Here is a 26,012-nt window from a genome sequence, read left to right as displayed (position 1 = left end):
GGCCGGAGGGATTCCGGCGGGCGGCACCTCGGCGACGGCGGTGATCGCTCACCCAGCCAGAGTTTCCGCGTTTTGTCCGCTGCCTGTGGGCAGAATGTGGACGGACCGTAACAAAGCTTCCCGAGGGGTCCTACTGCCCGGATCTGCTGGCAGAGGTAGCCATAATTTCCTTATGCCACGGATTCTGCTCATCGAGGACGACCAGTCCCTGCGCGACGGCCTTCAGCTGGCCCTGGAGCACCAGGGGCACCGGGTCCACGCCGCTGCGTCCGGCCACGCGGGTCTCACGGCGCTGCGGACCATGCGCACCGACCTGGTCGTCCTCGACCTGATGCTGCCGGACACCGACGGTTTCGAAGTCTGCCGCCGCATCCGCGCCTCCTGGCCAGTGCCCGTCATCATGCTCACGGCCCGTGGTGACGACTCCGACATCGTGCGCGGCCTCGACGCGGGCGCGGACGACTACGTGGTCAAGCCCGTACGCGGCCGGGTCCTCGATGCCCGTATCCGCGCAGTCCTGCGCGGGCAGGACCCCTCACCCGCGACCACAGCCACCGAGATCTACGGGGAGCTCACCGTGGACCGCTCCGGTCTCAGCATCACCAAGAACGGACACCCCGTCGCCCTCACGCCGCTGGAACTACGCCTGCTGCTGCACCTGTCGGCGGACCCCGGCCGCGTGTTCGCCCGGCAGGAACTGCTCGAAACGGTATGGGGCCACGACCCGTCGACCGACGTACGCCTGGTGGACTCCGGCATCGCCCGGCTCCGTACGAAGATCGAGGACGATCCGACATCCGCCCGCTACATACAGACGGCGCGCGGCTTCGGCTACCGCTTCGGACCGCTGTGAAGCGCCCCTCTCTGCTCAAGCGCCTGTCGTTCGGGCTGCGGGGCCGACTGATCGCCGGATACCTGCTGGTCGCGGCCATCAGCGTGGTGGCGACGGCGGGATTCACCTACTACCAGGCGCACATCTCGATCCTCCGGACCGGACAGGACACCCTCCTCAACAGCCTGCGGGGCGCGACCACCACGTTCGCCGACGACCTGCCCTACCCGCCCACCCGCGCCCAGCTCACCGCCTTCGCCGGAAAAATTGCCTCCGGCAGCGGCTTCCGGATCATCACCGTCTCCTACGGCACCCGATCCGTGACCTCGGCCCAGGGCGGCCCCGCCATCCCCGAAACCCTCCGCCGTGATGTCACCGCCAACCAGGAACTGACCTTCCAGCGCGTCACCCAGGACGGCGCCCCCTGGCTCACGGCCGGCACCCCGATCACCTTCGCCGACAGCGGACAACCCTCCGGCATCGTGGTCTACGGAGCCACCCCACTGCGCTTCCTCAACGACGCGAAGGCCGCCGTGTGGGTCGCCGCCCAGTACGGCGCGATCCCCGCGCTCGTCCTCGCCGTGCCGCCCGCGCTGCTCGCGGCCCGCGGCGTACTGCGCCCCGTACGCCGACTCCAGCACGGCGCCCGCCGCATGGCCGACGGCGATCTCACCAGCCGTATCAAGGTCACCGGAAACGACGAACTGGCCGACCTCACCAAGGCGTTCAACGAATCGACCGCCGCACTGGAGACCACGGTCGGCGAACTCCGCAGAATGGAAGCCTCCGCCCGCCGCTTCGCAGCCGACGTCTCCCACGAACTACGGACACCCGTCGCCACGATGGTCGCCGTCAGCGACGTCCTCGACGACAGCGCCGACACCCTCCGACCGGACATAAGCCGGGCGGCCCGCCTGGTCACCACCGAAGCCGACCGCCTCGCCCGGCTCGTCGACGACCTGATGGAAATCTCCCGCTTCGACGCCGGCGCCAACACCCTGATCGCCTGCGACATCGACGTGGCCGAAGCCGTACGCGCCTGCCTACGCGCCCGCGGCTGGCAGGACGAAGTCTCCACCGACCTCCCCGAACCCGCCGTCACCGCGCGCCTGGACCCCCGCCGCCTCGACGTCGTCATGGCCAACCTCATCGGCAACGCCCTGCGCCACGGAGCGCCGCCCGTGACCGTCCGGGTGACCGCATCCGAGGGCAACGAGGATCGCGTACGGATCAGCGTCACCGACCACGGCGGCGGGCTGTCCCCCGAGACCACCGCACATCTCTTCGACCGCTTCTTCAAAGCCGACCAGGCCCGGGCACGTTCCGAGGGCAGCGGCCTCGGCCTCGCCATCGCCTGGGAGAACACCCGCCTGCACGGCGGCACCCTGACCGCAGCCAACGGCCCGCACGGCGGAGCAGTCTTCACCGCGGAATTCCCACGCACCCCCGCGACAGGAGACGGCACATGACACAAAGCAGCCGCCTCCTTCGCCCTGTCCTCCCTGTGCTCCTCCTCGGCCTCACAAGCTGCGGCACCGGCCCGGCGATCGACGCGTCCAAGCCCATGGGGGCCGGCGAGCCCGCCACCGGAATCGCGGCAGGCACCGCCGTCTTTTTCCTCAAAGACAGAAGACTGCACCCCGCCGAGCGCTCCGCCGCCAGCATCACCTCACCCACCGAAGCCGTCCGCGACCTCCTCACCGGCCCCTCACCCGAAGACCACAAGCAGGGCCTGACCAGCGCACTACCGCCCCTGACCGGCACCTTGGAAGCTGCCTTGGCCAAGGTGACCGCCACCCCGGACGCCCCCGGGCGGCTGCGCGTCACCCTCCCCTACGACCCGACCACACTCCCCCCTCTCGCACTCGGACAGCTCACGTGCACGGCGTCCGCCACAGCACTGGTGGAACTGACCGGCACGGGCCACACCGCCCCGGCCGCCCACTGCTCCGACTACGCCGTGCGACATCCCGTGAGTTCTCCTGAGTGAGCCCCCGTACCCGTGGCCAGGAAGTTGTTCCTGTGAGCCTCGGTGGCGAGGAGAGGACCAACTGCCGCCCGCGACAGCCCGCGCGCACGCGGAGATCCAGGGCGCCGCACGGCAGACGCCAGTTTGACGACACGCCCTAGGGGCCCGGGAAAGGCACCTGGCCTTTGCACGTCAGGCGCCCCGGCGCCGTCGCCGCCGGACTCGACGGCCGTCCGCGGCCGTCCCCGCGGAACGCTCGGCTGGGAGACCCCAGCAGAGTGCCTGTCCGACCCGCCCGCGGCCCAATCAACCGGCCACGCCGTTGCCACAACCCCTGGGATCCGCCGTCCTGTTGGCGGGGTTTCGTCGTGTGCGGCACGGGAGGAGCCCGGGGTCCCTGTGCGTCCCCCGCTTTGCTCTGCTGTACTGCCGTGCGACTAGTTTGTGTGCAGTACAGGTACGCAGGCCCGTGATGGCAGAGGTACACGGGGGACGGGAGGTTGGGAAGAGTGTCGCTGCGCGGAGGTGATCCAGCCGAGATCGGCGGCTATCCACTGGAGGCGCGGCTCGGCTCGGGAGGCATGGGCACGGTCTTCCTGGCCCGTACGAGTTCGGGGCGACCTGTCGCGATCAAACTGATCCACCCGCAGTTCGCGGCGGACGACGAGTTCCGCATCCGCTTCCGGCAGGAGGTGGCGGCGGCGAGGCGGGTGAGCGGCGCGTTCACCGCCGCCGTGGTCGACGCCGCTCCTGAGGCCGAGCAGCCGTGGATGGCGACGACCTATATCCAGGGGCACACGCTCGCCCGGCACATCGCCACGAACGGCCCGCTGAGCGGAGCGGAGCTGAGGAGGCTCGCCATCGGGCTGGCGGAGGCGCTGCGGGACATCCACCGGGTGGGGGTCGTCCACCGTGACCTGAAGCCCTCGAACGTCGTGCTCTCGCCCGAGGGCCCACGCGTCATCGACTTCGGCATTTCGCGCGCCGCGGACCAGCAGACGCTGACGATCACAGGGCGGGTCATCGGTACGCCGCCCTTCATGTCGCCGGAGCAGTTGCAGGCGCCGCGTGATGTGGGGCCGCGGTCCGATGTCTTCTCGTTGGGGACGCTGCTGGCGTACGCGGCGACGGGCCACGGGCCCTTCGACGCGGACAGCCCCTACATCGCCGCGTATCAGGTGGTGCACGAGGAACCGTCGCTGGACGACGTGCCGGTGGCCTTGCGCACGGTCGTCGAGTCGTGCCTGGCCAAGGAGCCCGACGGGCGCCCCTCGGCGGACGAACTCCTCGTGCTGCTGCGGGACCTGCCGGCCGACCTCGGCGCGATCGGCGCGACGGGAGTCGGCGCGGGCCGCACCCGCGACATGATCACCCAGCATCACTTCGCAACGCCGGACACCCCAGCGCCGGCCATCCCGATGCCGGCCACTCCGGCGGCGGCAGCCCCGGCGCCGACCGCCCCGACCACTGCCCCGGCCGGTGCCGATACGGGGAGCGCCGGCACCCCCGTCGGCCGCCGTCCGCGTCGCCGATGGCGTCCCGTGCTCGCGGTCGCGGTCACGGTGGCAGCGATCGGCGGAGGAGTCGCCGCACTGAAGACGGGCGGCTTCGGGGGGAACAGCGGCGACAAGGGCAACAGCCTTGCGGCGCCGGGTGCCGCACTTCCGGACGGCTTCAAGCCGTGGCACGAGACCGTGCCGGGCGGTCGCCCGGACACCCCCGACGAGCTGCGGTGCGTCGCACACGGCGACGCGCTGTTCTGCGGGGGCGGCAGCGTCGTCGCGACCCGTATCAGGGCCGGGGACGGCTCGCGGGTGTGGACAGCGAAGAGCCCCGGCGTCCCCGTCCAGGGCATGCACCTGGTGGGCGCCACCGACGACACGGTGCTCGGTTACCGCTTCGCCGCCCAGAACGCCCCGCAGGACCCTCGCAGCGAGGTGGTGGCCGTCGACGCGAACAACGGCCGGGAGCTGTGGTCCGTACCGTCCGGAGCCGAGTCGCAGGCCGTCACGGGTCGGACTCAGGACGCCGTCGTGGTCGGCTCCACCGTCGTGACGGTCGACGCCGCCAACTCCCGCTTCGAGGCCCGCGACGCGCACAGCGGCCAGGTCACCTGGAAGTCGCCGTTCCCCGCGGGTACGCAGTGCGCTCCCGTCCCGGTGGGCCCACAGCTCTTCGCCATGTGCGCGACGCGTACGGAGGTGGACGCCTTCGCGGTGCGCCACCCCACCCTGCACCCGGTCGACCGTTCCTCGGGGGCACTGGGCAGGCCCATCGCGGTCGACGGCCCCGCCGTGCCGATGGGCGTCGCCGACGGCAGGCTCGTACTCCTGCACATACACATGGAGGGAACGCAGTTGGCCGGCTACGACGGAGTGGCGCAGGTCGACCCGGCCTCGCGGAAGGTCACGTACTCCCGGCTGGCCACGACCTACGCGGGGACGCCCGGCATGGCGGGCGGCGCCGTCTACGTGAGCGGGCAGACCGGTCTCATCACCGCGCTCGACCCCGCGACCGGCCGGAAGAAGTGGTCGCGGCAGACCGGCGTGGAGGGCGCGTCGGGTCCCGTCGCGGGAGCCGACGCACTGTATTTCAGCTCGGCCACCGGCCGGGTGGTCGCGCTGTCGCCCGACGACGGCAAATCCCTGTGGACAACAGATCCGCAGGCCGACGGCCTGACGGGCGAGCAGGGCGCAAGCCCGCGCGTGACGCTTGCGGGGCGTGCGGTGATCGTGGCCGCGGCCAAGAACACTCTCTTCGCCATCGACGCGCAGAAGCCGCCGAAGGCGGGCTGACCCGGAGGCCGAGAAGGGGCGCCTGGCCCGGTCTTCCACCGGTCAGGCGCCCCGCGCCCGACTTACGCGGAAGCCGTCCGAACCGGCTCCGACGGCTCCTCCTCCCCGCCGACTTCCGCTTTCCTGACGGACTTTCCTCGCGCCACGGCGACCACTGCTCCCACGAGCAGCACAAGGGCGCCGCGGCGGCGCCCACGGCCAGGTAGCGGTTTCGGCCTGCCGCCCGGCGGCCACCAGCGCCTTCTGCGACTGCGCGAGACGCGGCGGTTGCTCGCCACCGGGGTACGGCCGGCGGATGCCGCCGCCTCCACCGGCTTCGCCTTCGAAGGCGGCCGACAGATCGCCGTCAGAGTCAGCACCGGCACCGGCACCGGCACCGGCACCGTGACCATCGGCGTGGCGGTGGCCCTGTTCCTGCTGCGGAGGAAGTACAAGGCCGCCGCAGGCTGACGCGGTCCGCACCCCAACACCCCGCCCTCGCATCGGCAGTTGTCCACATCCCTCTTGCTCGGCCGAGCAAACCCCTCTATCGTCTTGCTCGTGCAAGCAAAAGACAGTACGACCAAGCAAACCGCGGGGCGCAAGGCCAAGCCCTCGTTCACGGAGACGGGTCGCCGGGCCCAGATCGTCGGCGCGGCGATCGAGGTCATCGCAGAAGTCGGCTACCACCGGGCCTCGTTCGCGAAGATCGCGGAGCGGGCGGGGCTGAGCAGCACGGGGATGATCTCGTACCACTTCGACGGGCGGGACGACCTGATACGCGAGGTCGTCACCGAGGTGATACGGCTCGCGGACAGCTACATCCGTCCCCGCATCGAGGCCCATGAGAGCTACGCGGCGCGCCTGCGCGCCTCCATCGAGGGCAACCTCGACCTGTTCGCGGAGTACCCGAGGCACCTCACGGCGATCACCGAGATCCTCTCCAACCTCCGCGGCGGCGAACCGGGCATGGTCGCCTTCCTCCACACCACGGAGGCGAACCTCGTCGTCCAGGTCGAGCAGCTCCGCAAGGCCCAACGCGCGGGCGAGTTCCGCGACTTCGACCCGTGGGTGATGATGCGGGCGATCCGCGCCGCCATCGACGACGTGGTGCGCCGCGCCGCCCACGATCCCGAGCTCGACGTACGGGCCGCCGGCCGGGAGTTGGCCGACCTGTTCGACCGGGCCACCAGAAGCACGTCATGACCACAGCGGACACGGGGGTATCCACCATGGCAACGCACCAGACAGCACCGGGGACCGACACCGCACCGGCGGCCGCGGCGACGACCGCCGGCAACCGCACCGCGGCGCTGCGCCGGCGGCTCGCCGCGCAGCTGCTCTTCGAGCTCGTCCTCCCGCTCGGCTCGTACTACGGACTGCGTGCGGCCGGCGCCGGCCAGTGGCTCTCGATGGTGGCGGGCGGACTGCTGTTGCTGCCGTGGATCGGTTACGGCATCGTGCGACGGCGGCGCGTGGAGGCGATGGCGGTGTTCTCGCTGAGCCTGGTGGTGGTCGGCACGCTGCTCTCCCTGGTCAGCGGCAGCCCGCGGGTGCTGATGATCCGGGACAGTTGGCTGACCGCCGCGATCGGGCTCTGGGTGCTCGGCACGCTGCTCACCCGGCGGCCGTTCATCATGACGGCCTCGCGCGGCATCGTCATCGCCAAGGTCGGCGAGGCCGGGCTGGTCGAGTGGGAGGCGCGGTGGGACGCGGAACCGACGTTCCGTCACCATCTGCGGCTGGTCACGGCGGTGTGGGGCGCGGTCTTCCTGCTCGACGCGGTGCTGCGGGTGGTGCTGGCGTACATGATCCCGGTGGACGCCTTCCCGCTCACCAGCACGGTGCTCTGGCTGGCGCTGCTCGGCGGGCTGCTGACGTGGCACAACTGGTACCTCACCCGACACGGCATGAAGCTGTAGCCACCGCGGGAGGGGGAAGCCGTGGAGCCGTGGACGGCGACGTCCTCGCCACCGTCACCCGCCCTGGGCGGCCGGCCTCGCCGACCGGCACCGCATCAGCGGCTGGATGCGCGTGCCGAAGTCCTCGACTCCTTCGAGGAAGTCGTCGAAGACCAGCATGATCCCCCGGGTGCCGGGGACCCCGGCGATCTCGTCGAGCATCGTCGCGACGGTCGCGTACGAACCGACGAGGGTGCCCATGTTGAAGTTCACGGCGCCCTCGGGCAGTGCGATGGTCCGGGCGGTGGAGGAGCCGTCGGACGTGCTGTCGGTGGCCGTCTCCCCCGCCATGTACGCCAGCGCCGCGAGGTCGGCGTGGTCGTGGTAGTGCTGCCACTTCGCGCGGGCGGCCTCGTCGGTCTCGTCCGCGATGACCATGAACAGCGGCAACGCGCCGACGTCGCGGCCGGTTTCCCCGGTCGCGTCCGCCAGCGCCGCGGTGGTGTCGGCGAAGGCCAGCGGGGTGTTGACCCCGCTGCCCAGAAGGAAGTTGTAGTCGGCGTGCTCGGCGGCGAACCGCATACCGCTGCGGCTCTGCCCCGCGGCCACGATGTCGATATGGCCGTTCGCCGGCCGCGGGGACAGCACACAGCCGTCCATCGTGTAGAACTCGCCCTTGAAGTCGCTGACGCCCTCGCTCCACAGCTGCTTCAGCACGGTGACGTACTCGGCGGCCCGGGCATAGCGGTTGCCGAAGTGCTCGTCCCCGGGCCACAGTCCCATCTGCGTGTACTCGCCGGGGGCCCAGCCGGTGACGATGTTGACGCCGGACCGTCCGGGGGCGATGGCGTCGATCGTGACGGCCATGCGCGCGACGATCGCCGGCGGCAGGGTGAGGATCGGGGTGGAGGCGTACAGCCTGATCCGCTCCGTGACGGCGGCCAGCCCGGCCATCAGCGTGAACGATTCCAGGCAGTGGTCCCAGAACTCCGTCTCGCCGCCGAAGCCCTTGAGTTTGATCATCGACAGGGCGAAGTCGAACCCGTGCTCCTCGGCCTTCTGCACCACGGCCTTGTTCAGCTCGAAGGTCGGCATGTACTGCGGCGAACCCTTCGAGATGAGCCAGCCGTTGTTGCCGATGGGAAGGAAGACACCGATGTCCATGCTGCTCCTCGACAGACCGCGGGAGTCACACCGGGCCTCCCGTCCGTGATCGGACCTCTGCCCGGGCGGCGGCGTCGTACACCGCGGCACCGCACGGCGTGGTGTCTCTCACGGCGTCACGTGCGGTGGGCGGCGGATTCGCGCCGGAGCGCGGGGAGTTGGCCGGGTGCACGGGTGTGGCGGCCGACGGGGCTCCGCAGGCGCCCGCGCGGTGGCGGCGCCGGGCGTGGCGGCGCACCGTCAGCGCGACCACCGCGATTCCGGCGGCCGCGAGCGCCACCGCGGCGAGCACGGGTCCGGCGAGGGTGAGGGCGTGGCGGAGCACGGGGGCGGCCGCGTAGCCGGTGCCGGCCTCGGCGGTGGCCCACAGCGGGGCGGCGAGGGCGCTGTAGGGGGCGAGGCGGCGGTAGGGCAGCCGGGTGGCGCCGGCGAGGTGCGGCAGCAGTGTGCGGAGCACGGGAACGAAGCGGGCCAGGAAGGCCGCCCGGCCCCCGCGGCGGCACATCAGCGCCTCGGCCCGCCGCCAGGCGGCAGCGGGCACGCGGCGGCCGGCGCGGCCGGCGCGCAGCCGGTCGGCGAGCAGGCGCCCGGTGCGGTGGGCGAGGAAGTCGCCGACCGGCACGGCACAGGCGGCCACGGCGATGACGAGGAGGAGGTTCAGGTGACCGGCGCGGGCCAGCGCCCCGGCGGTGAGGAGCAGACTGAGGGTGGGCACGAACGCGCCGACCAGCAGCACCGATTCGGCCAGCACGGCCGCGGCGAGCGTGGCGTACGCGGCGGCGGCGGGGATCTGGCCGAGGGCGTCGGTCAGGTCGGTCACCGGCCGGCCCCGACCTCGGTGGGCCGCGAGGCGGGAAGGGGGCGTTGGAGCTGCCAGACCCGCGCCGGGGGCAGGTTGCCCCAGACGGTCCGGCAGGACGTGGGGCAGCGGCGCCGGTCGGCGTCCATGACCGCGTCGACCGCCCGGTGCCGTCGCGCCGTCGCGGGCGGGGCGAGCAGGGTGCGGGCGGGACGGGTGCCCAGGTAGGCGAAGTAGGTCAGGACGCCGCCGGGGCGCAGGAGTTCCAGATAGCGGTCCATGATCGTGCGCACCTGCCCGGGCGTGAAGTTGGTCAGCGGCAGGCCGGAGACGATGACGTCGTAGCGCCGGTCGGTGGCCAGCTGCTCGACGCGGGTGTGGTGGACGTCGACACGGACCCGCGCGGCCGGTTCGGCGCGCCGCGCCCGGGCCGCGACCAGGTGCCGGAGCCGGCCGGCGAAGCGGGGGTTGGCGTCGATGACGTCCAGGCGGCTGCCCGGGGGCAGTTGGGGGAAGAGGACGCGGGTGACCGCTCCGGTACCGGCCCCCGCCTCCAGGACGGTCAGCGGCCGCGGCGCCCGGGCGCGCACCGGGCCGGTCAGCGCGTCGGCCAGGGCCCGCCCGCTGGGTGCGACGGCACCGGTGGTGCGCATGTCGCGGACCGCTTCGACGAGGAACGCCCAGCGTTCGGCGGGGTGTGGGAGGTGCGGGTCACGGTCGTACCAGGAGGTCCGGGAGTTCATGAGGCCGACGCTAGGAACGTCGGCGGCCCGGCGGACCCGCCGTTGGACGACGGCGGTACCGACGAAAGGAGGGGGTCGGTCTGTCCGAACGTCGGAAGTCCCGTGGCATGAGGGCCACTTAGGCTTCTGGGCATGAGCCGGCGAGAGAACCCGCGCTGGGCGGTGTACGGGCGCCGCGGCCTGGTGGTGACGCTGACCCTCGTCACCGTGCAGAACGGCGCCTCGGCCGCCGGCGGCCGGTATCTGTCGCTGGGCCCGGCGGTGGGCGTGCTGTGCGGAGTCGCGCTGCTGGTAGGGCGGTTGCCGTGGCCCGTCGCCCCGCTCCTGACCACCGCGGCGACGGCCTGGTGGGGGTGGCCGACGATGCCGCTGCTGCTCGTGGCCCTGTTCGACCTGGCCGCGCGGCGCCGCGCCCGGATCGCGGTGGGCGCCTGCGCCGCGGTGCTCGGCGCCAACCTCCTCACCGATCCGGAGTTCTCGCTGTGGACCCCGCAGCAGTACGGCTCCAGTCTGTTCCTGCTGCTGGCCGTGGTGGGCGGGTCGTGGATGGGCAACCGGCGCCGCCTGGTGCGGGCGCTCACCACCCAGGTCGAACACCTGCGGATCGAGCGGGAGTTGCGCGAGGTGGCGGCCCGCACCGCCGAACGGTCCCGGATCGCCGCGGAGATGCACGATGTGCTGGCCCACCGCCTGAGCCTGATCGCCCTGCACACCGGCGTCCTGACCACCCGGGCGGACGGCCTGCCCGACCAGGTCGGCCGGCGCCTGACCCTGCTGCGTACCGCCTCCACCGAGGCGCTGGCCGACCTGCGGGACGTGCTCGGCGCCCTCCGCGACCCGGACGCCGCCCCGGCCGCCACCGCCCCGGCGCCCGTCCTGCGCGAGGTGGCCGACCTGGTCGCCCAGGCCCGCGCCGCCGGGCAGCGGGTCGAGGCGCACCTGGACGGCCGGCTCCGACAGGCGCCCGTCGCCCACCGTCTGGCCGTCCACCGCCTGGTCCAGGAGGCGCTGACCAACGCCCGCAAGCACGCCGGCGGCGCCCCGGTGACCCTCCGCGTCGACTACCGGCCGCCCGCCACCACCGTCGAGGTCGGCAACGCCCCCGGCGCCCGGAGCGCGGACACCGTCGCCTCCGGCTTCGGGCTCATCGGCCTGCGCGAGCGCGTCGCCGCGCTCGGCGGCGAGCTGCACGCCGGGCCCGACGGGTCCGGCTCCTGGCGGCTGACCGCCCGGATCCCCCATCCGCCCGGCAGCGAGCAGAACGGCGCCCGCACCTGATCCGCTCCATGATCGTCGACGACGACGCCCTGGTCCGCCTGGGCCTGACCGACCTCCTCGACAGCGACCCCGGCATCGAGGTCGTCGCCCAGGCGTCCGACGGCCTCCAGGCCATCGAGCGGGCCACCGCCCACCGCGTCGACGTCGCACTGGTCGACGTCCGGATGCCGCGCATGGACGGCATCACCGCCACCGCCCGGCTGCGCGCCCTGCCCCACCCGCCGAAGGTGATCACCCTGACCACCTTCGACCTCGACACCTACGTCTACGACGCCCTCGCCGCCGGGGCCGACGGCTTCCTGCTCAAGGACGCCGAACCGGCCGAGATCCTGCGCGCCGTCCATCTCGTCGCCGCCGGCTCCGCCATGCTCCACCCCGCCGCGGCCCGCCGCGTGATCGATCGCTACCACGCCACCGGCCGCCCGCAGGCGACCGCCGCCCGGGCCCGCCTCGGCCGCCTCACACCGCGCGAACGCGAGGTGCTGACCCTGCTCGCCGGCGGCGCCGCCAACGCCGACATCGCGGCCCGCCTCGGCATGCGGGAGAGCACCGTCAAGGCCCACGTCAGCCGCATCCTCACCGCGCTGGGCGTCACCAACCGCGTACAGGCCGCGCTCATCGCCCGGGACGCCGGCCGCACCCCCTGAAGCGGACGGCACGGGCGCCCGGCTGCCGCCCCGGCCCACCGGAGGCACGCTGGAGACATGGTCCGCGCCAACGAGGAGGTCGAGGCGCTGCTCCAGGAGTACGCCGACCTCATCGCGATCAGTGGTGGTGACGCCTTCAAGGCCCGGGCGTACGAGAAGGCCGCCCGGGCCATCGGGGGCCACTCCGCCGACATCTCGAAGCTCGACGCGACGGGGCTCCGGGAGATTCCGCACGTCGGCGCGTCGATCGCGGAGAAGGTCCTGGAATACCTGCGCTCGGGCCACGTGCCGGCGATCGAGGAGACCCGGGCGGCGATCCCCGCGGGGGTACGGGAGTTGATCGCCATCCCGACCCTCGGGCCGAAGAAGGCCCTGGTCCTCTACGAGGACCTCGGGATCACCTCCGTGGACCAGCTGCTGGACGCCGTCCACGAGGAGCGGCTGCGGGACCTGAAGGGGTTCGGCGAGAGGACCGAGGAGAACATCCTGCACGGCATCTCGCTGCTCCAGCAGGCCGGCGGCGGGCGGATCCTGCTGAACGCCGCGATGGACGTCGCCGAGCAGATCGTCGGGGAGCTGTCCCGGATCACCGGATGTGAGCGGTGCACCTACGCCGGGTCGCTGCGCCGGATGCGGGAGACCATCGGGGACGTCGACATCCTGGTGGCGGCGGAGCGGTCCGCGCCGTTCATGACGGCGCTGGCGGAGCTCCCGTCCACCGCCGAGGTCATCGCGCACGGCCAGAAGAAGACCTCCGTGCGCACCACCAAGGGCCTCCAGGTGGATCTGCGCGTACTGCCGCCGTCCTCCTGGGGCGCCGGGCTCCAGTACTTCACCGGGTCCAAGGCGCACAACATCCGGACCCGCGCGATCGCGGTGCGGGACGGGCTCAAACTGTCCGAATACGGGCTGTTCGACAGCGAGAGCGGGGAGTTGGTCGCCTCGGAGACGGAGGAGGAGATCTACGCCCGGCTCGGACTGCCGTGGATCGCGCCGCCGTTGCGGGAGGACCGCGGTGAGGTCGCCGCGGGACAGCGCGGCGAGCTGCCGGACCTGGTGACCCAGGACGACATCCGCGGCGATCTGCACGCCCACACCGACCTCACCGACGGCCTGTCCTCACTGGAGGACATGGTCGCCGCGGCCGCCGACCGGGGCTATGCGTACTACGCCGTCACCGACCACGCCCCCGACCTCGCCATGCAGCGGATGACCGACGAGAAGATGCTGGCGCAGCGGGACGCGGTGCGGGCACTGGACCGCCGGCACCGCGGTATGCGGCTGCTGCACGGCACCGAACTCAACATCGGCCCGGACGGCGGCGTCGACTGGCCCGACGACTTCCTGGCGGAATTCGACCTCTGCGTGGCCTCGGTGCATTCGCATTTCCACCAGAGCCGGCAGGCCCTCACCCGCCGTCTGATCCGCGCCTGCGAGAATCCGTACGTCGCCATCATCGGCCATCCCACCACCCGGCTGATCGGCAAACGCCCGGGAATCGACGCGGACTTCGACGCGGTTTTCGCAGCCTGCGCCCGCACCGGCACCGCACTGGAAATCAACGCCCATCCCGAGCGACTGGATCTGTGCGACGAGGACATCCTGCGCGCCAAGCGCCACGGCGTGAAATTCGCGGTGAACTCCGACGCCCATGCCACCACGCATCTGCCCTATCTGCGCTACGGCGTGGGCACGGCGCAGCGCGGCTGGCTCACCAAGGACGACATCATCAACGCCTGGCCGCTGACCGCGTTGCGCCGCTTCCTGCGCGCCAAGCGGCGGGAACCGGCGTAGCGGGCACCCTCGACGGCACCGCCCCAAGTGGCCGAAAAGCTATGCGGGTTCAGGGGTCGGCATCGCGCCCCGGGCCCGCCGGTGCACCCGGTCGAGCAGCGCGGCGGGATCCGACTCGGCCTGGAGCCCGCGGAGCAGCGTCAGCCACAGGTCGTCCAGATGCTCCTCGATGTTCCGCCGCCCCTCCAGCGCGTCGGAGACGGTGTGCAGCCCGAAGAAGGCGCAGACGACGCCGTGCGCGGTACGGGCGGGCGGCACGCCGACGGCGAGTTCGCCGTTGCGGCCGGCCTCCTCCAGCAGCTGGGTGACGGCCTCGATCCAGCCGAGGAACGGCGTCGGGAGCTGCGTCTCGATCGCCTTGCGCTCCGCCCAGAGACGGGCCCCGGCCCGGACCACGATGTCGTCCCGGAACGCCCGCGCCACCTCGAAGCTCAGCCCGACGAGTTTCTCCAACGCCGGTACGCCGGGCTGCCGGTAACGGCTGATCAACTGCGGCCAGGTGGCGAAGTGCTCCTCGACGATGGCGAGGGCGAGCTTCTCCTTGCTCGCGAAATGGAAATAGATCGCGCCGCTGGTGCGGCCGGAATGCGCGCTGATATCGCTGATGCTCGTGCCGGCATATCCCCGCTCGTCGAACAAGGTTGCGGCCGCTTCCAGAAGGAACCTGCGCGTCGTCTTCGCCCGGATCTGCACATACACCTCAGATGTCGTCCTGGTGCCATCCGATGGAAATGTACCGCGCCCCACGGCCCCCCATTAACGGGTGCGGGTGTTCGAATTTCGATATTCCCTGGTCATATGAAGACGTCACCTACCGGCCCGGGCGGGGCAAGCGGACCGCTCAGTTGGTCCCGGACCGTCGAGCGCGAGTCGGTGCACCGAACCTCGGTGGCCGAGGTCCTCCTCACGGACGTCCGGCCGGCCCCCGCCGCGGACACCTTCGCGGCGGCGGCCTGCTGGCCGCGCGCCCACACGACCTTCCCACGCGACGGATCGCAGCGGCACAGCCCCCTGGTCCTGGTCGAGACCCTGCGCCAGCTCGGGCTGTACGTCCCACTGCGGTTCTACCGGGTCCCCGCGACCTGCCACGCCATCATCACCGACCTGTACTTCCGCCTCACACCGGAGGCCGAGCCGCCGGCCGGGCCCGGCGCCACCGAGATCACCTGCCGCGCCCGGGTCGGCGGCGTCCGGCGCACCCGGGACGGGACCGTCACCGGGCTGCGCATGGACGTCGACTTCGCCGCCGGCGGGGCGGTTTTCGGCCAGGGCGGCGGTGGCGTGCGGTTCGTCGACGGGACGTACTACGCCGCACTGCGGGCCCGGGGCACGGACGGCGCGGTTCCGTCCACGCCCCCGCCCCCGGCACACCGCCCGGACGCCGCCGCGCTGACCGTGAACCACCCCCAGGACGCGGTCCTCGCCGAGGACGGCGACGGGCTGCTGGTGGCGCCGGCCGACCCGCTGCACCCGTTCCTCTTCGACCACCCCAGCGACCATGTGCCCGGGATGGTGCTCCTGGAGGCCGCCCGGCAGGCCGTCGCGTACCGCAGCGGCGGCGCGCTGGCGCGCCCGCGCGCCGGGCGCCTGAAGGCCGTGCGGTTCACCGAACTCGCGCCGTCCGCGCGCGTGCTGTGCACCCGGCACCACTCGACGTGCGCGTTCCGCATCGTCCAGGGCGGCACACCAACGGCCTACGGCATCCTCCGTTACGCATAGGGCATAAAATATGGACATTTATCGATCTATTGACCCTGCCGCATTGCCCTCCGTAACGTAACGATCGTTATTTTCCGACGCGGAGCGCGCCTGGATCTCCCGTGCGCGGGAGCCACACCCCCGGTCGGGACCCCTCAGCCCGCTGCCGCGGCCGTGCACCGACACAGTCACGCCTCAGAGGCGACCGGTCACTTCGCCGCCCTCCGGGCCCACCGGAACGGAACCTCGGATGACAGCACATCGCATCCTTTCCTGGACCCCCGCCGCCGTCGTCTTCGACTGCGACGGCACGTTGATGGACACCGAACGCCACTGGGTGGACGCCCGTGACGCGGTCCTGCGCGCATACGGCTACGCCCCCGCCCCGGACTTCGCGGAGAAGGCCCGGGGGCTGCACTACACCGCCTGCGGCCGGTTGATGGCCGAGTCCGTCGGACGGCCCGACCTGACCGAGGAGTTGACCGCGGCGCTGCTCGACCGCTTCCGCGAGCTCGTCGCGGCGAACCCGACGACCATGCCCGGCGCCCCCGAACTGGTGCGGGCGGCCGCCCAGTTCGCCCCGCTGGCCGTGGCCAGCAACTGCCCGCTGGAGGTCGTCGAGTCCTGCCTGGACTTCGCCGGACTGCGGCGGTACTTCGGCCACATCGTGGTGCCCGACGACACCACGAGACCCAAACCCCATCCGGACGTCTACCTCACCGCGGCCCGGCTCTGCGGGGTCGAGCCGGCCAAGGCACTCGCCGTCGAGGACTCGCACTGCGGCATCCAGGCCGCGGCGGCGGCCGGACTGCGGGTGATCGGCGTCGGCCCCCGGCCCTCCGGACCGGAGACCGCGATGGCCGACTGGTGGGTGCACTCGCTCCAGGAGCCGGCCGTGCAGGGCTGGGCGGGCGCACGCATCCCCGCCCAGGGCAGCGGGCCCCGCGGAGCGCGGCACGGCACACCGTAACCGCCGTCCCTCGCACGAACGTTACGCCGCCGCGGCGGCGCGTCCGACAGGGCGGCGGGTGCGGGCCGGGCGCCCGCCGCCACCCGGTGCCGCTCCCCGGACGCACCGGCACCTCCGCACCGTCCACGACCGGTTCCCGTCGGCCGTCGAGCACCGGCAGCGCCTCCGGGCGCGGTGCTCCTCGGCCGGCCCCGACCGGCCGGCCGTCCGCGCCGTCGCGCCGAGCGGGGCCCGCGGCAGGGCGTGCCTGCGGCACAACCCGGGCCGGGACCGGCCGGGTTAGGCTGGGAGCATGCTGTGACGCCGGCCCGGAGCACGGGCTCCCCCACCACCTCCTTCGTTCCCGCACCGCATCCCGGATCCGGATCCACGAAGGAGAAACCCCTGATGGCCACCTCGGCCCTGATCGACGTTCCCGAGGCGTTCGCGGCCTCCTACGGCGCGCACGGCGCCGCGGAGCGTGCCTGGCTCGCCACGCTGCCGGCGCTGGGAGCGGAGTTCCTCGACCGCTGGGCGCTACGGCCCGACGGCCCCGCCCGTTACGGCATGGCTTCGCTCGTCCTGCCGGTGCGGCGGCCGGACGGCACACCGGCCGCACTCAAACTCCAGCAGCCGCGGGCGGAGACCGCCGGCACCGCGGCCGGCCTGCGGGCCTGGCGGGGCGACGGCGTGGTGCGGCTGCTCGACCACGACGACGCCGGCGCCACCCAGCTGTTGGAACGACTGGACGCCGGCCGGCCGCTGTCGACGGTGCCCGACGACACCGAAGCGCTGCGGATCCTGGCCGGGCTGATGGCCCGACTGGTGGCGGTGCCCGCCCCGGCGGGCCTGCGGCGGCTCGCGGACCTCGCCGCCGCCATGGTGGAGCAGACCCCGCGGGCCGTCCCCGCGCTCCGCGACCCGGCGGAGCGGCGGCTGGTGCGCACCTGCGCGGCCGCCGTCGCCGAACTCCTCGGCGAGAGCGGCGACCGCCTGCTCCACTGGGACCTGCACTACGACAACGTGCTGGCCGGCGAGCGGGAGCCCTGGCTGGCCATCGACCCCGAACCACTGGCCGGCGACCCCGGCTTCGAGCTGCTGCCCGCCCTGGACAACCGGTGGGAGGAGGTGGTGGCCACCGGTGACGTGCGGCGGGCGGTGCTGCACCGCTTCGACCTGCTGACCGAGGCGGTCGGCCTGGAGCGGGAGCGGGCCGCGGCCTGGACGCTCGGCCGGGTCCTCCAGAACGCCCTGTGGGACCTCGAGGACGGCAAGACCGCCCTCGCACCGGAACAGGTGGCCATCGCCACCGCACTGCTCAACCACCGGATGCGACACGGCGGTTGAACGGCCTTGTTCCGGAGCCCGGTGGGCTTCTGCCATGCTGCCGGACGGGCACCGACCCGCCCGGCGGGGGCAGTGCCCGCCGTGACCGGCCGAGGAAGGGGCGACACATGGACGACCAGGGCACCGGCCCGGCGCGGGGCGCCGCGCGGATCGCGCTCACCGACGCCGCCGCCGCGCTGCTGCGGTCGCTGCACGCACAGCACGGGCCGCTGATGTTCCACCAGTCCGGCGGCTGCTGCGACGGGAGCGCGCCCATGTGCTACCCGGCCGGGGAGTTCCGCACCGGCGCGTCGGACGTGCTGCTGGCGGAGTTGGCGGTCGACGGCGTGCCCGAGCCGGTGGGCTTCTGGATGTCGGCTGACCAGTTCGCCCGCTGGCGGCACACCCATCTGACGGTGGACGTCGTACCGGGGCGGGGCAGCGGCTTCTCGCTGGAGGCGCCCGAGGGCGTGCGCTTCCTGATCCGCTCGCGGCTGTTCACGGACGAGGAGCGGGCGCAGCTCGGTGGATGAGGCCGCGCACGGGCCGGCGCGGCGGCCCCGGCGGCACTGGTGAGGCCCCGCGCACGGGGGACAGCGCGGGGCCTCACACGGAACAACGGGCAACGGGCGGCCGGAGTTCCCCGCCGATGAGGATTCCGCGGAAAATTTCTGCGCGGGGCGCACGCCCGGGCCCGCATCCGGGCACACGGCGGGCGGCGGACGGCGCGGGCCGTTACGACTCGTCCTGCACCAGCCGCTCCAGCATCTCCTGGAACTCCGCGTCGACCACCACCCGCAGACCGTCGCCGTCCGGTTCGCTGAGCGGGGTCATCATCCCGCGGCGCCACCAGAACACCCGGGGGCTGATCGCACCCGCCGCGTCCTCGTGACCGGCCGCCGCGAACTGCGCCATGGCCTGGAGCGCCGGGATGACCTGGGCGTCCTGGATGCGGTGGAACGCCAACTGATGGCGGAAGGGCAGCGCGACCAGGGCGCCGTCCCGGGTGAGGGCGGCGCCCGACAGCCGCTCGACCACGTCTTCGAGGACCAGCACCCGGCTCGCGGTGAAGAAGGAGTCGCCCAGCAGCACCTCGAAGGCCGAGCCGTCGCCGCGGCGCACCGTCTCATGGCCCTCGACCGGCAGGGCGCGCAGATTGTTCATCGCCCGGATCCGCAGCTCGGCCACGTCCCCGAGGTCGGTGAGGGAGTCCTCGCTGAGCATCTGGACGGCCTCGGGCAGATCGAGGGCGAGCACCTCGCGCAGCCCCGGGGCGGGCTCGCGGCCGTAGCGGAAGGAGTCGGAGGCGGGCAGGGTCTCCTGGGCGACAATCCGGGGGTAGAGGCAGGCCCGGATCTCGTCGTGGGAGAGGATCTCCAGCGGCTGCGGACCGTCCATGGTGCGCAGCACCTTGCCGACGTGGTCGCGGACGAGGGCGGGCCAACTGCGCTCGCCGCGGCGGTCGCGGTGGCAGACGGCGGCCAGATTGCCGAGGCCGAACTGGCGGCCGGCGGAGTCGGTGACCACTCCGGCGTAGGCGGTGACCTCCAGGCCGCGCTCGGCGAACGCCTGCCGGACCTGGGATCGAAAGACGCGGCCCTCCCGCTCCGAGAAGAAGCCGAACTCCTCGTCGCGTGCGACGTCGCGGGGATCCCGTTTCGGTCCCCGGCGGAACAGACCCATCGCTTCCTCCCGGCTGCGGCCACCCGCATCGGCCCTTGATTGCGCCGATCGTAACGGGTGCCTCTGACAGCGGCGTCGCCCCGCGGCCGGGACGGGACGCGGGGCGACGGTGGGGACGAGGAGCGGAGAAGGGAGTGACGGGAGGGACGGGAGGGAAGGGACGGGTTGAGTGGGGAGGGTGGGTCGGGGTTACCGGACGTCGACGTCGATGCAGGCGTAGAAGGCGTTCGGGGTGTCGGCGATGTTCCAGACCGCGAGGATCTTCTGCTTGCCCTTGATGTTGCCGAAGTTCACCTGGTGGGAGACCTCGGCCGGCGGCGGGGTGCCGCGGCCGTTGATCTCGGCGACCTTCTTGCCGTTGGCGAAGTACTGCCAGTTGGCGGTGGCGTGACGGGCCGTGAAGCGCCAGGTGAAGGTCTGACTGCTGTTGACCGGGGTGACCTTCCATGGCTTGGATTCGTCGTCGAGGTCGGCGAACTGGCTGTTGCCGCCGCTACAACTCGTCAGCCCCTTGGGCCCCTCGACGCTCTGCGGCTCCCATTTGATGGGCCCGCAGTCGACGGTGCCGGCCGCGCACTGGGCCTGCCGACTGGGCGGCGAGGAGACATACCCATGGGCACTGGCCGAGCCGACCGGCAGCGTGACCACGAGGAGGGGGGCGATGCCGGCGCCTATGGCGAGGGCCAGTCTTCTCTTCTTGTCCATCTCAACTCTTCCGCGTAGGGGGGTAGTTGACACAAGGGTGCACAGGTGACTGGTCTAGACTTAACGTACTGGCGGCGTACGGACAAGGGGCCGAACGGCCCGTTTCAGGCGCCGACCGGTGTGCTGGACGCGCGGACCACCAGTTCCGGTACGAGGCGGACGGTGCGGATCGGACGGCGGGGACCGGGGACCGCGGTCGCGGTGGGGCGGTCGAGGAGCAACCGGGCCGCCTCGGCGGCGAGTTCGGCCACCGGCTGGCGCACGGTGGTGAGCGCCGGGTCGGCGAGGCCGGCCATCGGGATGTCGTCGAAGCCGGTGACCGCGACCTCGCCGGGGACGTCGGCGCCGAGCTGGCGCAGGCGTTGCAGGGCGCCGGCCGCGATCAGGTCGTTGGCGCACACCACGGCGTCGGGGCGGGCGGGCCAGAGCCGGTCGACCGCGGCCCGGCCCCACTCCACGGAGAAGTCGCCGAGCGCCGCGCGCTCCGGCGCGCCGGGGTCGAGCGCGGCCGCGCCCGCCACATAGGCCGCGCGCCGTTCGGCCGCCGCGGAGGCCGTGCCGGCGGCGCCGATGAAGCAGGGGCGACGGCGGCCGGTGGCGGCCAGGTGCGCCAGGACCTGGGCCATCCCGGCCGCGTTGTCGACGGCCACCGAGTCGGCGGCGCCGGGCCCGCAGCCGCGGTCCAGCAGCACCAGCGGCACCCGCGCCGCGGCGGCGGCCACCGCCTCCCGACTGCGCCGCTCGTCCACCGGGATCAGCAGCAGCGCATCGACCCGGCGGCCCAACAGCGCGGCGATCCGGGCCGCTTCGGTCTCCGGATCGTCGTCGCAGTCGGCCAGCAGTACGGCCCGCCCCTCGGCGTGCAGGGCGTGCTCCAACTCCCGGACGAGGGAGGGGAAGAACGGGTTGGTGATCTGCGGGAGGACCAGGCCGACGGTGCCGGTGGAACGGCTGCGCAGCGCGCGGGCGACCTCGTTGGGGCGGTAGCCCAGGCGGTCGGCCGCCGCCCGTACGGTGCGGGCGGTCTCGGCGCCGACCGGGCGGGTGCCGGCCAGGACGCGGGAGACGGTGGCAACGGAGCAGCCCGCCGCCCGTGCGACGTCCCGCAAGGTCACTTCGGCCACGGAAGTTGTGCCCTTCCACTACGGGACCCCGGTCGCGCGGGCGCCCTCGTCCCGGACGTCGGCGGCAATCGTTATCACCACCCGTGCTCAGACGTATCAGTTCCGTGCCCTGTTCCACCAGCAGGCGGACAGGTCGCCTGGCTCACACTTCGTGACGATTCATTGACATCTCCCCAGGCATGAGCGAAATTTCCGGAGAACGTTTTCCCTAGGTAGCGCCCCGTCACGACGCACCCCGGAGATCGAGTTCACCCGCTTCACGATTCCGCAGAGCAAAGGGGCTCTTCCGTTGGCCAGAAAGATCATCCTCGACTGCGACCCGGGGCACGACGACGCGATCGCCATGCTCCTGGCCCACGGCAATCCCGACATCGAACTGGTCGCCGTGACGACCGTGGTCGGGAACCAGACGCTGGAGAAGGTGACCCGCAACGCGCTGTCGGTCGCGACGATCGCCGGGATCACCGGTGTGCCGTTCGCCGCGGGCAACCCCCGTCCGCTGGTCCGCTCGATCGAGACCGCCCCCGAGATCCACGGCGAGACCGGTCTCGACGGCCCCGAACTCCCCGAGCCCGCCTTCGAGGTGGACCGCCGGCACGCCGTCGACCTGATCATCGACACTGTGATGTCCCATGAGCCGGGCGAGATCACCATCGTCCCCACGGCCGGGCTGACCAACATCGCCATGGCCGTGCGCAAGGAGCCGCGGATCGCCGAGCGGGTGCGCGAGGTCGTCCTGATGGGCGGCGGCTACCACGAGGGCAACTGGAGCGCGGTCGCCGAGTTCAACATCATCATCGACCCCGAGGCCGCGCACATCGTCTTCAACGAGAAGTGGCCGGTCACCATGGTCGGCCTGGACCTCACCCACCAGGCGCTGGCCACCCCCGAGGTCGAGGCGAAGATCGCCGCGGTCGGCACCAAGCCGGCCCGGTTCGTCCTGGAGCTGCTGGACTTCTTCCGCGAGGCCTACCGCGAGAACCAGGGTTTCGAGTTCCCGCCGGTCCACGACCCGTGCGCGGTGGCCTACGTCATCGACCCGGACGTGATGACCGTCCGCAAGGCACCGGTCGACATCGAGCTGCGCGGCGCGCTGACCCTCGGCATGACCGTGACCGACTTCCGTGCGCCGGCCCCGGCCGACTGCCACACCCAGGTCGCGGTCAAGCTCGACCACGAGCGGTTCTGGAACCTCGTGGTGGACGCCCTTGAGCGGATCGGCGAAGGCCGCGCATGAATGTCTCCACCGCCCCGCGTCCCACCGGGGTCTCCGGCGGATCGGGCGTCCGCATCGGCGTGCTGGTCACGGCGCTGCTGGCGGCCTGCTTCGCCTTCCAGCTCAACGCCAGCATGCTCAGCCCGGCGCTGAAGAACATCGAGGACTCCCTCGGTGCCAGCTCCGCCGAGATCGGCATGACCCAGACCGCCTTCTTCACCTCCGCGGCGCTGTTCTCGCTGTTCCTGCCGCGGCTGGGCGACGTCCTCGGGCGGCGCCGGGTGCTGACCGGCATGCTCGCGCTGATGGCCGTGGGCTGCGTGGTCGCCGCACTGGCGACCAGCGTCCCGATGCTGTTCGCCGGGCGGATCATCCAGGGCGTGAGCGGGCCGGTCGTCCCGCTGTGCCTGATCATGCTGCGGGTCGAGGTCCGGGAACCCAAGAGGTACGGCACCCTGCTGGGCGTCATCACCGCGGTCAACGGCGGTATCGCCGGCGTCGATTCGCTGGCCGGCGGCTACCTCTCCGACCACTACGGCTTCGCGTCGGTCTTCTGGGCGATGGCGGTCGTCGCGGCCGTGGCCACGGGCCTGGTGGCCCTCCTGACCCCGGAGTCCAAGGCGCCGACGACCGGCCGGATGGACTGGGCCGGGGTGGCACTGCTGGTCGTCTCGGTCGGCGCACTGCTGATCGCGCTGAACGAGGCCGGCAAGCTGGCCGCCGCCAACTGGCCGCTGATCGCGGGGCTGATCGTCCTGGCCGCCGCCGCGTTCGCGCTGTTCTGGCGGACCGAGAACACCAGCGGGCACCCGCTGGTCGCCACCCACCACCTCAGGCAACGGGCCACCTGGTCGCTGCTGCTGACCACGGTGCTGACCATGACCGGCGTGTTCGCCGTGATGAACGGCCTGATCCCGGCCTTCGCCCAGGACGCCCAGGCGGGCCTGGGGATGTCGGCCGAGCAGTCCGCCTGGTGGACGCTGTCGCCGTACGCGCTCGCGGGACTGGCCATGGGCCCGCTGGCCGGCCGGCTCGCCGCGACCTTCGGCTACGGCCGGATCCTGCGATTCGGTCTCGTGGGGGCCGTGGGTTCGGTGGTGCTGATGCTGCTGACGATGCAGAGCCACTCGCACGTACTGCTGCTGGTGTGCTCGCTGCTGGTGGGCATCACCTACGCCGGCGTGGCCAACATCGTCCTCAACGGGCTGGGCATCGTCCTCTCCCCCGGTGAGAACCCCGGCTTCCTGCCCGGTCTGAACGCGGGTGCCTTCAACCTCGGCGCGGGGCTCAGCTTCGCGGCGCTGTACGCGGTGAAGACCGCGCTGACGCCCGCCGACGCCGCCTCCGCCGGCGGCTACACCGCGGGCATGATCGCCGGTGTGGTGATCCTGGCACTCGCCATCGCGACGTCGTTCCTGATCCCCAAGCCGGTGGCCGCCGAGGCGTAAGGACCGACCGCGCGGGCCGCACACCGACCGCCCGCCGCACCCGGAGACCCGGGGCGGCGGGCGGTCGCGTGTTCCGGGCCGGATGCCGGTCCCCGCTCTACCGCGCCGCCGCCGTGTTGTCACCCCGGAGGGAAAAGGGAGACTGGAACAGGAGGCAACGGAGGCAGCGATGGTCATGGAACACGGTATGGACAAGACCGGTCCCGCCCGGGACGACATGATGAAGAAGCAGCTTCGGGGCCAGATGACGGTGGACCGCTCACTGCGCACGGACGAGAACCGCGAGATGGAGCCGGCCGGCGAGGACCAGCCGGTGGCGGCACCGTCGCCGGAGACCGTCTACCGCGGCGGCACCCCGCACGGCATGTCCGAGCGCGACGTCGGGCTGCGCTCCGAACTGGCGCAGTACCTCGGCCGCAGCGTCTACCCGGCCGAGCGCAACGACATCATCCGTACCCTGCGCGGCAACCACGCCCCCGACCGCCTGGTCTCGATGGCCGAGCAGCTGCCCGCCCACCACCGGTACGGCAATGTGCAGGGCATCGCCGAGTCGCTCGGGCTGGGCACCGAGGACCGGCGCTCCTGAGGCCGAGGAGCGCCCGGTGGCGGACAATGGCCACTGAGAGCACACACCCCACCCCACACGGAGGCGGAGAAGAGGAGGAGGGCGGCGATGTCCGACGACGCCATGGGCGACGAGGTCTACCAGCCGCCCAGATCCGATCCGCAGGACAACCCCAACGACCTCGACATGGAGGACGCCCTGGACGAGCCGGGGATGGACGAGTCGTTGGACACCGGCTACTCACCGCCGGAGCGCCCGTTCGTGGTGAACCACGAGGGCACCACCGCGCAGGAGCAGCGCGACCGCGAGTCCCTGGCCCACCGGCTCTCCCTCGAACTGCCGGATGTGAGCACACCGGACGGCGACGGCATCGGCGACCTGCCGGGCGGCGCCGGCGAGCCCTACGACGACCAGGTCGGCGAGGAGCGGGCCGGACGGATCGTCGCCTTCGACGAGGGCTTCTGGCGCGGCGGCGGCAGCAACGACATCGTCGCCCGCGACGTCGGCATCGACGGGGGTGCGGCGTCCGCGGAGGAGGCCGCGGTGCACATCGCCCATGACGTGGGCGGCGGGGCGGTGGAGGGCGAGATCTAGGGCGCCCCGGGCACGTGTTGCCGAATCGGCAACGGCATTTGCCGCCTCGGCCCGGAAGGGCCGAGGCTTCGCCGTGACCGGATGAAGAGGAGAACACATCCATGACGCACGGCAGCGGCAGCGGCACGGTCCCTGACGAGGAGTTCTGGGACGCCCGGTACGCCGAGCGCGACCGCATATGGAGCGGCAATCCCAACGCCGTCCTGGTCCGTGAGGTCGGTGACCGGGCCCCGGGGACGGCGCTGGACCTGGGCTGCGGCGAGGGCGCGGACGCGATCTGGCTGGCCGGGCAGGGCTGGCGGGTCACCGCGGTCGACGTGTCGGGGGTGGCACTGGGACGGGCCGCGCAGCACGCGGCGGCGGCCGGGGTCGCCGACCGCGTCGACTGGCAGCGGCGCGACCTGGCGGCCTCGTTCCCCGAGGGCGCCTTCGACCTGGTGTCGGCCCACTTCCTGCACAACCCGGGGGAGATCTTCCGGGAGAAGATCCTGCGGGCCGCCACGGCGGCGGTGGCGCCCGGCGGGGTGCTGCTGATCGTCGGGCACGCCGGAACGCCCCCGTGGGAGCACGGCCACGAGCAACCCGTGGAGCGGTTCCCGACGCCGGCGGAGGTGCTGGCGGCCCTCGCGCTCCCCGAGGAGGAGTGGGAGGTGCAGCTCAGCGAGGAGTCCCCCCGGACGCAGACCGGCCCCGACGGGCAGCAGGTGGAGCGGACGGACGCGACGCTGAAGGTGCGGCGCCGGGGCCGGTAGGGGCGCTGGGGCCGCTTCGTCCCCGGTGGCGGGCGGTGGTCCGTCGGCCAC

Annotated in this window: 26 protein-coding genes; 19 read left to right on the top strand and 7 right to left on the bottom strand. The window is 72.5% G+C overall.

Annotated features, from left to right (window positions below; translation table 11 throughout):
- The first annotated feature begins 172 nt into the window (after positions 1–172).
- From ACIQE0_RS02465 to ACIQE0_RS02435, 7 genes are all read left to right on the top strand, one after another.
- Positions 173–853 carry a response regulator transcription factor gene (locus ACIQE0_RS02465; protein ID WP_366332933.1) on the top strand — a complete coding sequence of 227 codons (681 nt, stop codon included), beginning with the start codon at positions 173–175 and terminating at the stop codon, positions 851–853.
- On the top strand, positions 850–2,301 hold the full coding sequence (locus ACIQE0_RS02460) for an ATP-binding protein (protein ID WP_402328482.1): 1,452 nt from the start codon (positions 850–852) through the stop codon (positions 2,299–2,301). The genes ACIQE0_RS02465 and ACIQE0_RS02460 overlap by 4 nt, the downstream gene beginning before the upstream one ends.
- The gene (locus tag ACIQE0_RS02455; RefSeq protein ID WP_402328480.1) at positions 2,298–2,822 is read left to right on the top strand and encodes a hypothetical protein; all 525 of its coding nucleotides are present in this window, start codon (positions 2,298–2,300) and stop codon (positions 2,820–2,822) included. The genes ACIQE0_RS02460 and ACIQE0_RS02455 overlap by 4 nt, the downstream gene beginning before the upstream one ends.
- Before the next feature lie 488 nt (positions 2,823–3,310).
- Positions 3,311–5,596 carry a PQQ-binding-like beta-propeller repeat protein gene (locus tag ACIQE0_RS02450; protein WP_402328478.1) on the top strand — a complete coding sequence of 762 codons (2,286 nt, stop codon included), beginning with the start codon at positions 3,311–3,313 and terminating at the stop codon, positions 5,594–5,596.
- A 267-nt stretch (positions 5,597–5,863) separates the two neighbouring features.
- Positions 5,864–6,046 (top strand): hypothetical protein, encoded by a 183-nt coding sequence (locus ACIQE0_RS02445; protein WP_402328476.1) that lies wholly within the window; start codon positions 5,864–5,866, stop codon positions 6,044–6,046.
- A gap of 90 nt (positions 6,047–6,136) precedes the next feature.
- Entirely contained in the window at positions 6,137–6,781 is a 645-nt protein-coding gene (locus ACIQE0_RS02440; protein ID WP_402328474.1) for a TetR family transcriptional regulator, read from the top strand.
- On the top strand, positions 6,778–7,497 hold the full coding sequence (locus tag ACIQE0_RS02435) for a VC0807 family protein (protein WP_402328472.1): 720 nt from the start codon (positions 6,778–6,780) through the stop codon (positions 7,495–7,497). The genes ACIQE0_RS02440 and ACIQE0_RS02435 overlap by 4 nt, the downstream gene beginning before the upstream one ends.
- Before the next feature lie 54 nt (positions 7,498–7,551).
- On the opposite strand, the gene rutA is transcribed toward ACIQE0_RS02435, so the two are convergent.
- From rutA to ACIQE0_RS02420, 3 genes are read right to left on the bottom strand one after another with little or no spacing between them, the layout of a single operon-like run.
- The gene (rutA, locus tag ACIQE0_RS02430; protein WP_402328470.1) at positions 7,552–8,640 is read right to left on the bottom strand and encodes a pyrimidine utilization protein A; all 1,089 of its coding nucleotides are present in this window, start codon (positions 8,638–8,640) and stop codon (positions 7,552–7,554) included.
- Between the two features lie 25 nt (positions 8,641–8,665).
- Positions 8,666–9,460 carry a DedA family protein gene (locus ACIQE0_RS02425; protein ID WP_366332948.1) on the bottom strand — a complete coding sequence of 265 codons (795 nt, stop codon included), beginning with the start codon at positions 9,458–9,460 and terminating at the stop codon, positions 8,666–8,668.
- Positions 9,457–10,182: a class I SAM-dependent methyltransferase gene (locus ACIQE0_RS02420; protein ID WP_402328468.1), complete on the bottom strand. Its 726-nt coding sequence runs from the start codon at positions 10,180–10,182 to the stop codon at positions 9,457–9,459. The genes ACIQE0_RS02425 and ACIQE0_RS02420 overlap by 4 nt, the downstream gene beginning before the upstream one ends.
- A gap of 132 nt (positions 10,183–10,314) precedes the next feature.
- Here ACIQE0_RS02420 and ACIQE0_RS02415 point away from each other — a divergent pair, with 132 nt between their 5' ends.
- From ACIQE0_RS02415 to polX, 3 genes are read left to right on the top strand one after another with little or no spacing between them, the layout of a single operon-like run.
- Positions 10,315–11,460, top strand: coding sequence for a sensor histidine kinase (locus ACIQE0_RS02415; RefSeq protein WP_402328466.1), 1,146 nt, complete (start codon positions 10,315–10,317; stop codon positions 11,458–11,460).
- On the top strand, positions 11,457–12,107 hold the full coding sequence (locus tag ACIQE0_RS02410; RefSeq protein ID WP_402328642.1) for a response regulator: 651 nt from the start codon (positions 11,457–11,459) through the stop codon (positions 12,105–12,107). Before ACIQE0_RS02415 ends, ACIQE0_RS02410 begins: the two co-directional genes overlap by 4 nt.
- Positions 12,108–12,164: 57 nt before the next feature.
- Positions 12,165–13,901 (top strand): DNA polymerase/3'-5' exonuclease PolX, encoded by a 1,737-nt coding sequence (polX, locus tag ACIQE0_RS02405; protein ID WP_402328464.1) that lies wholly within the window; start codon positions 12,165–12,167, stop codon positions 13,899–13,901.
- Positions 13,902–13,940: 39 nt separating this feature from the next.
- Here polX and ACIQE0_RS02400 read toward each other — a convergent pair whose 3' ends face one another.
- Positions 13,941–14,600: a ScbR family autoregulator-binding transcription factor gene (locus ACIQE0_RS02400; protein ID WP_384104263.1), complete on the bottom strand. Its 660-nt coding sequence runs from the start codon at positions 14,598–14,600 to the stop codon at positions 13,941–13,943.
- Positions 14,601–14,699: 99 nt separating this feature from the next.
- Between ACIQE0_RS02400 and ACIQE0_RS02395 the strand changes: the two genes are divergently transcribed.
- The 4 genes from ACIQE0_RS02395 (at position 14,700) to ACIQE0_RS02380 (ending at position 18,407) form a co-directional block, all read left to right on the top strand.
- Positions 14,700–15,620 carry a ScbA/BarX family gamma-butyrolactone biosynthesis protein gene (locus tag ACIQE0_RS02395; protein WP_402328462.1) on the top strand — a complete coding sequence of 307 codons (921 nt, stop codon included), beginning with the start codon at positions 14,700–14,702 and terminating at the stop codon, positions 15,618–15,620.
- Between the two features lie 229 nt (positions 15,621–15,849).
- Positions 15,850–16,569: an HAD family phosphatase gene (locus tag ACIQE0_RS02390; protein WP_366332960.1), complete on the top strand. Its 720-nt coding sequence runs from the start codon at positions 15,850–15,852 to the stop codon at positions 16,567–16,569.
- A gap of 387 nt (positions 16,570–16,956) precedes the next feature.
- The gene (locus tag ACIQE0_RS02385) at positions 16,957–17,895 is read left to right on the top strand and encodes an aminoglycoside phosphotransferase family protein (RefSeq protein ID WP_402328460.1); all 939 of its coding nucleotides are present in this window, start codon (positions 16,957–16,959) and stop codon (positions 17,893–17,895) included.
- A gap of 107 nt (positions 17,896–18,002) precedes the next feature.
- A complete protein-coding gene (locus ACIQE0_RS02380; RefSeq protein ID WP_366332964.1) occupies positions 18,003–18,407 on the top strand; it encodes a DUF779 domain-containing protein in 405 nt (134 codons plus the stop codon).
- Between the two features lie 202 nt (positions 18,408–18,609).
- On the opposite strand, the gene ACIQE0_RS02375 is transcribed toward ACIQE0_RS02380, so the two are convergent.
- The 3 genes from ACIQE0_RS02375 to ACIQE0_RS02365 all read right to left on the bottom strand — a co-directional run bounded on the left by ACIQE0_RS02375 (position 18,610) and on the right by ACIQE0_RS02365 (position 21,386).
- Positions 18,610–19,557 carry a hypothetical protein gene (locus ACIQE0_RS02375; RefSeq protein ID WP_366332966.1) on the bottom strand — a complete coding sequence of 316 codons (948 nt, stop codon included), beginning with the start codon at positions 19,555–19,557 and terminating at the stop codon, positions 18,610–18,612.
- 189 nt (positions 19,558–19,746) lie between these two features.
- Positions 19,747–20,262 carry a lytic polysaccharide monooxygenase auxiliary activity family 9 protein gene (locus ACIQE0_RS02370; protein ID WP_366332968.1) on the bottom strand — a complete coding sequence of 172 codons (516 nt, stop codon included), beginning with the start codon at positions 20,260–20,262 and terminating at the stop codon, positions 19,747–19,749.
- A gap of 104 nt (positions 20,263–20,366) precedes the next feature.
- On the bottom strand, positions 20,367–21,386 hold the full coding sequence (locus ACIQE0_RS02365) for a LacI family DNA-binding transcriptional regulator (RefSeq protein ID WP_366332970.1): 1,020 nt from the start codon (positions 21,384–21,386) through the stop codon (positions 20,367–20,369).
- A gap of 289 nt (positions 21,387–21,675) precedes the next feature.
- Between ACIQE0_RS02365 and ACIQE0_RS02360 the strand changes: the two genes are divergently transcribed.
- From ACIQE0_RS02360 to ACIQE0_RS02340, 5 genes are all read left to right on the top strand, one after another.
- Positions 21,676–22,623 (top strand): nucleoside hydrolase, encoded by a 948-nt coding sequence (locus ACIQE0_RS02360; protein ID WP_366332972.1) that lies wholly within the window; start codon positions 21,676–21,678, stop codon positions 22,621–22,623.
- On the top strand, positions 22,620–24,050 hold the full coding sequence (locus ACIQE0_RS02355) for an MFS transporter (RefSeq protein ID WP_402328456.1): 1,431 nt from the start codon (positions 22,620–22,622) through the stop codon (positions 24,048–24,050). The genes ACIQE0_RS02360 and ACIQE0_RS02355 overlap by 4 nt, the downstream gene beginning before the upstream one ends.
- Before the next feature lie 169 nt (positions 24,051–24,219).
- Positions 24,220–24,636 carry a DUF2795 domain-containing protein gene (locus tag ACIQE0_RS02350; RefSeq protein ID WP_366332976.1) on the top strand — a complete coding sequence of 139 codons (417 nt, stop codon included), beginning with the start codon at positions 24,220–24,222 and terminating at the stop codon, positions 24,634–24,636.
- 87 nt (positions 24,637–24,723) lie between these two features.
- The gene (locus ACIQE0_RS02345; RefSeq protein WP_366332978.1) at positions 24,724–25,209 is read left to right on the top strand and encodes a DUF5709 domain-containing protein; all 486 of its coding nucleotides are present in this window, start codon (positions 24,724–24,726) and stop codon (positions 25,207–25,209) included.
- 101 nt (positions 25,210–25,310) lie between these two features.
- Positions 25,311–25,961, top strand: coding sequence for a class I SAM-dependent methyltransferase (locus ACIQE0_RS02340; protein WP_366332980.1), 651 nt, complete (start codon positions 25,311–25,313; stop codon positions 25,959–25,961).
- The last annotated feature ends 51 nt before the right edge of the window (positions 25,962–26,012 follow it).

Source organism: Streptomyces sp. NPDC093097 (assembly GCF_044754325.1).
Taxonomy (GTDB): Bacteria; Actinomycetota; Actinomycetes; order Streptomycetales; family Streptomycetaceae; genus Streptomyces.
Note: the sequence above shows the minus strand (reverse complement) of the source record. Positions and strands in the feature narration are given on the sequence as shown.

What these genes read in the sequence shown, in the direction of transcription:
- ACIQE0_RS02465 (WP_366332933.1), top strand. Translation starts at nt 173, where the DNA reads ATGCCACGGATTCTGCTCATCGAGGACGACCAGTCCCTGCGCGACGGC.
- ACIQE0_RS02455 (WP_402328480.1), top strand. Translation starts at nt 2,298, where the DNA reads ATGACACAAAGCAGCCGCCTCCTTCGCCCTGTCCTCCCTGTGCTCCTC.
- ACIQE0_RS02435 (WP_402328472.1), top strand. Translation starts at nt 6,778, where the DNA reads ATGACCACAGCGGACACGGGGGTATCCACCATGGCAACGCACCAGACA.
- rutA (WP_402328470.1), bottom strand. Translation starts at nt 8,640, where the DNA reads ATGGACATCGGTGTCTTCCTTCCCATCGGCAACAACGGCTGGCTCATC.
- ACIQE0_RS02420 (WP_402328468.1), bottom strand. Translation starts at nt 10,182, where the DNA reads ATGAACTCCCGGACCTCCTGGTACGACCGTGACCCGCACCTCCCACAC.
- ACIQE0_RS02415 (WP_402328466.1), top strand. Translation starts at nt 10,315, where the DNA reads ATGAGCCGGCGAGAGAACCCGCGCTGGGCGGTGTACGGGCGCCGCGGC.
- polX (WP_402328464.1), top strand. Translation starts at nt 12,165, where the DNA reads ATGGTCCGCGCCAACGAGGAGGTCGAGGCGCTGCTCCAGGAGTACGCC.
- ACIQE0_RS02395 (WP_402328462.1), top strand. Translation starts at nt 14,700, where the DNA reads ATGAAGACGTCACCTACCGGCCCGGGCGGGGCAAGCGGACCGCTCAGT.
- ACIQE0_RS02390 (WP_366332960.1), top strand. Translation starts at nt 15,850, where the DNA reads ATGACAGCACATCGCATCCTTTCCTGGACCCCCGCCGCCGTCGTCTTC.
- ACIQE0_RS02385 (WP_402328460.1), top strand. Translation starts at nt 16,957, where the DNA reads ATGGCCACCTCGGCCCTGATCGACGTTCCCGAGGCGTTCGCGGCCTCC.
- ACIQE0_RS02380 (WP_366332964.1), top strand. Translation starts at nt 18,003, where the DNA reads ATGGACGACCAGGGCACCGGCCCGGCGCGGGGCGCCGCGCGGATCGCG.
- ACIQE0_RS02375 (WP_366332966.1), bottom strand. Translation starts at nt 19,557, where the DNA reads ATGGGTCTGTTCCGCCGGGGACCGAAACGGGATCCCCGCGACGTCGCA.
- ACIQE0_RS02370 (WP_366332968.1), bottom strand. Translation starts at nt 20,262, where the DNA reads ATGGACAAGAAGAGAAGACTGGCCCTCGCCATAGGCGCCGGCATCGCC.
- ACIQE0_RS02355 (WP_402328456.1), top strand. Translation starts at nt 22,620, where the DNA reads ATGAATGTCTCCACCGCCCCGCGTCCCACCGGGGTCTCCGGCGGATCG.
- ACIQE0_RS02350 (WP_366332976.1), top strand. Translation starts at nt 24,220, where the DNA reads ATGGTCATGGAACACGGTATGGACAAGACCGGTCCCGCCCGGGACGAC.
- ACIQE0_RS02345 (WP_366332978.1), top strand. Translation starts at nt 24,724, where the DNA reads ATGTCCGACGACGCCATGGGCGACGAGGTCTACCAGCCGCCCAGATCC.
- ACIQE0_RS02340 (WP_366332980.1), top strand. Translation starts at nt 25,311, where the DNA reads ATGACGCACGGCAGCGGCAGCGGCACGGTCCCTGACGAGGAGTTCTGG.